Consider the following 4756-nt stretch of genomic DNA (forward strand, 5'->3'; position numbering starts at 1 on the left):
GCCATCCTTCACCTTGTTCAGGCGGTAGACGCCGGATTCCACCGGTATCCAATTCAGAAGATGGGTCAGCCATCGCGGCGTGATGGTGATCATTTGGGGAACCGTGCGGGTGGCGATCGCGAGTTGTCTGGCCGCCACGTCCCCGAGGGCAGTCTGTTTTTTTGTTTCTTCAGCCATAGGTGAGCAAAAGTTTGTTATAAGTTAATAAATAAATTCATCTTGATAAACGATTTATCCAATCGTATACATAACACCCCGCGCAAATACCAGCCAGCGACTCCAGCGCGGCAAAGCGTTTGGCGGGGAGATAAACCGGCTTGCCCACCCATTGCAACCGGTTGGCCGTCCACTCGGAAAGGCGGAACAGGGGGCTCCATTTGCCGAGGTTGAAGGACCGCAGGGCAAAGTCGATCACGAGCACGACGGGGATGGTCACTGTACCCAGGAATATGTACGCTACCGTTAAAATCAGCACCCAGAAGGCCGTAAGCCGTATTTTGATTTCATCGACCGCCATAGGTTTACAGTTGTAGCTCCGCGGTTTCGATGTCCCAATGCGCCAGCAAAAGCTCGAAGCGGTGCTGCTCGGACCTCGCCAGGGCCTCCAGGTCGGGGAACAGTTGTTTCTTGTAGGGGGTCACCAGGTCCTCGTCAAAGGCCTTTTCCACGTTCTTGAACGTAACCGTGACCCGGAAGTCCCAGCGCGTCTCTTCGCCGCTGTGAAAACGCGGCGTCTCCGCCTTGATGCTGATCACGTCGCCGTTTTCCAAAGCCTTCTTCAATAAAGGATAATGGTTGGTCTTCCAAAGCCGGATGAATTCATCCGCATACCCCCATTTTACCTTATAATAGCTCTCGACGGTAAAATATTCCGGGCGCTGGGCCCAGACCCCGCTACAGATCAGTACAGCCACAGACAGCAATAACGCATGCTTCATCGCTCGCATAAGTACTTATTAGTCCATAAATTTAGTAGAGTTTCTTAAATAAACAAACTTATCTTCCGGCGCGCGCAAAACGATCGTTAGCGAAGCTATGCAAAATATTATTGTCTACTAATTTGGTAGACTTTTATAAAATGCGCTAATTTCGCCTTACGAACCTCCTTTAATCTTACTACAGACTACCAGCAATGAGAAAGAACATTCTGACGGGCCTACTATGCCTTATCCTTGTCCAGGCCATGTCACAGACAGACAACGATCACAACATCACCCTCACCGGTACCGTCGTGGACAGGACGGGACAGCCACTCTATGGCGCCACGGTGCATCTGCAGCATACGACCCACGAAGTGCTCACGGACCGCGGCGGCCGCTTCCGCTTTCTTACCGGTCAGAAGATCCCCGCCATCGTGGAGGTCAGCTTCGTGGGGTATGAGACCCGCGTGGATACGTTCAACAGTTTCGACCCGATCCGCATACAACTGCAGGAATCGGCTAACCGGCTCAATGACGTGGTGGTCGTGGGCTATGGCACACAAAGAAGAAAGGACCTGACCAGCTCCATATCATCCGTCAAGCAAGCGGACGTCGCGGCGATCCCGGTGGCCAGCTTTGACGCGCAGCTGCAGGGCAAGGCGCCGGGTCTCCAGATCAACTCCAACACGGGCACACCCGGTGACGGCGTGTTTGTCCGTATCCGGGGCACCACCTCGATCAACGCGGATAATAACCCGTTGTACATCATCGACGGGGTATTCGTGAACAACACGAGCTTGCAATCGATCAACACCGGCGGCCGCGAGACGTCTCCGCTGGCGGACCTCAACCCCGCCGACATCGAAAACGTGGAAGTGCTCAAGGATGCCAGCGCAACGGCCATCTACGGCTCGCGCGGCGCCAACGGCGTCATCATCATCACGACCAAAAGGGGGCGTTTCAACAGCCCGCCTAAATTGTCGCTCGACGTTTCCACCGGGACCAACTGGGCGCCAAAGCTCTGGTCGCTGACCACGGGTCCCCAGCACGCCATGCTGGAAAACGAATTCTACGAAAACTCCTACGCGGATGCCGTAGCCGCGGGTAACGCGGCAGGCGAAGCCAAGTACCAGACGCCACCCTTTACCGGTTCGGTTTGGAACCCCACCGCGTCCACCAAAAGGGGCACGCCGGACATCCAGAAGACCTACGACCGGCTGGACCAGCTGTTCCGTCATGGCAACCTGCAGAACTACAACTTATCCCTGTCCGGCGGCAACAAGGAGACGCAGTATTACTTCGGCGCCGGCTTTACCCACCAGGACGCCGACATCCGGCCGCTCTACTTCGAGCGGGGCAGCTTCAAATTCAACCTCGATCAGAAAGTGACCGACTGGTTACAGGTGGGCACAAGCAACAACTTCTCCCGCACGTACCGCAAACAAGGCCGGGCGGGCGACGGCCCGGACGGAGGGCTGCTGCAATCCGCCCTGCACACGCCCACCTACCTTCCGCCGTTCGATTCCACCGGTAAGCCGCTCAATTATGCGGGTTTCGACAACCTGTCGATCCTGATCGAATACTACGACGTGCATACCATCAGCCTCCGGTATATCGGGAATTTCTACGCCGAAGCCCAGCTCCTGCCCGGCTTGAAGTTCCGGACCAGCTGGAGCCTGGATTACAATAACTACAACGAGTCGCAATACTGGAACAACCTCACCCAGGACGGCGCGCCGCCCACCAACGGTCTGGCCACGTCTTCCCTGACCCAGAACACCACGTGGATCGACGAGCAGACCCTCTCCTACAACACCCGGCTGGGTGGAAAGAACAGCATCGGCCTGGTGATCGGCAACACCCTCCAAAGCAACCTGATCACGAATACGTCGGCGCAGGGGACCGGTTTCCCGAACAATTCGTATACGGATATCAGCTCCGCGGCCACCCGCACCGCCTCGCAGTCGTGGACCAAGGGCAACCTCGCCTCTTTCTTCGGGCGGTTCGACTACAACTACGCCAGCAAGTACTTCCTGGAAGCCAGCTTCCGGGCGGACGGCTCGTCCAAGTTCGGGGAGGACAACAAATGGGGCTATTTCCCCTCCATCGGCGGCTCCTGGCGGCTCAAGAACGAGTCCTTCCTGCGGAACGTAAAAACGATCAGCGACCTGAAGCTCCGCGCGAGCTATGGCATCACGGGCAACCAGAACGGCATCAGCAATTTTGCCGCCCTGGGTCTGTGGTCCGGCAGCAGCGGCTATCCCGACAACGCCAGCGGCGACCAGCCCGGCACGTCGCCCCAACAGCTGGCCAACAAGGACCTCAAATGGGAACGCACCGCACAGGCCAACATCGGTCTCGACCTGGGGCTCTTCCAGGACAGGATCACGCTCAATGCCAATATCTACAATAAAAGGACGACCAACGTGCTCCTGGCGCTGCCCATCCCCGGCGTCACGGGCTTCACCAGCTATAACAGCAACGCCGGTATCATCAGCAACAAGGGATACGAAATAGGCCTGAGCACCGTCAACCTGAAAACGCACGGGCTGACGTGGACCAGCAACTTCTCGGTCTCCGGTAACGTCAACAAAGTCGTCTACCTGCCATCGCCCATCTATGAGTACAGCCGCGACTGGGTCGTCATGCAGCAAGGTTCCCCGATGTATTCTTTCTGGCTGTATAAGCAATTGTACGTCGACCCGAAGACTGGCGCCTCGGTTTTCCAGGGCGAAACGAACGGCACGCTGCCCACGTCGGCGCGCCAGATCCTCGGCAACGCCATGCCGAAATTCTTTGGCGGCTTTAACAACAACTTTTCGTACGCCGGTTTCGACCTGGGCATCCTGTTCTCCTACCAGTACGGTAACAAGGTCATGAACCTGAACCGGTTCTTCGGTGAAGGCGGCGGCACCCGCGACGCCAACCGGGTCATGTTCGCCGACCAGCTCAACCGCTGGACCCACCAGGGACAGGTCACCGACGTACCCCGGGAAACCGCTTATGGTTTGAGCTACACCACGGACCAGAACAGCCGCTTTATGGAAGACGGCTCCTTTATCCGCCTGAAGGACCTTACCGTCGGCTACACGTTACCGGCAAGCCTGACCGGCAAGTGGAAGGTCGGCGCCATCCGGCTGTATTTCGTCGGCACGAACCTCTGGCTGCACACGAAATACACCGGTCCCGATCCGGAAGCCAATACCACCGCCACCCAAACCATCCAGGGCCTGGACCTGGGCACCCCGCCGCAACCCCGGGCGGTACAATTCGGGATCAACGCCACCATCTAAAAAACGACACCCCATGACCAAACGATACATCTCCTTATTGACACTGACCCTTTCGCTCGGCGCCTGCAAGAAATTCCTCACCGTACAGCCCGTCGATTCGGTCTCCGACCAAGTTACCATCGTCGACGCCACCTCGGCGGAGACCGCGGTGCGCGGCGTATACCGGACCCTGTCACAGCAATACTACGGCGGCGGCTATGAAGCCTTCGGGTATCTCGCCGGCGACAATATCCAATGGACGGGCTCGCACCAGACGGACGACCAGTTCATCATCCACAGCATCACCTCGGATAACGACAACCTGGAAAGCGTATGGGACGGCATCTACGCCACCATCAACGGCGCCAACCAGGTGATCGCAAAGGTGCCGGCCGTGACCGATCCCTCCTTCACGCAGGCGCAGAAGAACCAGCTCACCGGCGAGGGATACTTCATACGCGCGCTCTCCTACTTCGACCTGGCGCGGGCGTGGGGCGGTGTTCCGATCACCCTTACACCTACCCAAACGGCCACCGACAAAAACGGCTTGCAACGCAGCACACT

General features: G+C 57.5%; 4 protein-coding genes. 2 read left to right on the forward strand and 2 right to left on the reverse strand.

Annotated features, from left to right (window positions below; translation table 11 throughout):
* Positions 1-214: 214 nt before the first annotated feature.
* Together VL547_RS23025 and VL547_RS23030 are read right to left on the reverse strand one after the other, a co-directional pair.
* Positions 215-517, reverse strand: coding sequence for a DUF4395 family protein (locus VL547_RS23025; RefSeq protein WP_325582432.1), 303 nt, complete (start codon positions 515-517; stop codon positions 215-217).
* Positions 518-521: 4 nt separating this feature from the next.
* Positions 522-938 (reverse strand): hypothetical protein, encoded by a 417-nt coding sequence (locus tag VL547_RS23030; protein WP_325582434.1) that lies wholly within the window; start codon positions 936-938, stop codon positions 522-524.
* Between the two features lie 245 nt (positions 939-1183).
* On the opposite strand from VL547_RS23030, the gene VL547_RS23035 reads away from it, so the two are divergent.
* The gene (locus VL547_RS23035) at positions 1184-4213 is read left to right on the forward strand and encodes a TonB-dependent receptor (RefSeq protein ID WP_325582436.1); all 3030 of its coding nucleotides are present in this window, start codon (positions 1184-1186) and stop codon (positions 4211-4213) included.
* Between the two features lie 13 nt (positions 4214-4226).
* Positions 4227-4756 (forward strand): RagB/SusD family nutrient uptake outer membrane protein (locus tag VL547_RS23040; protein ID WP_325582438.1); only part of this gene is annotated, 530 nt, incomplete at its 3' end.

Source organism: Dinghuibacter sp. (assembly GCF_035492835.1).
Lineage (GTDB): Bacteria > Bacteroidota > Bacteroidia > Chitinophagales > Chitinophagaceae > Dinghuibacter.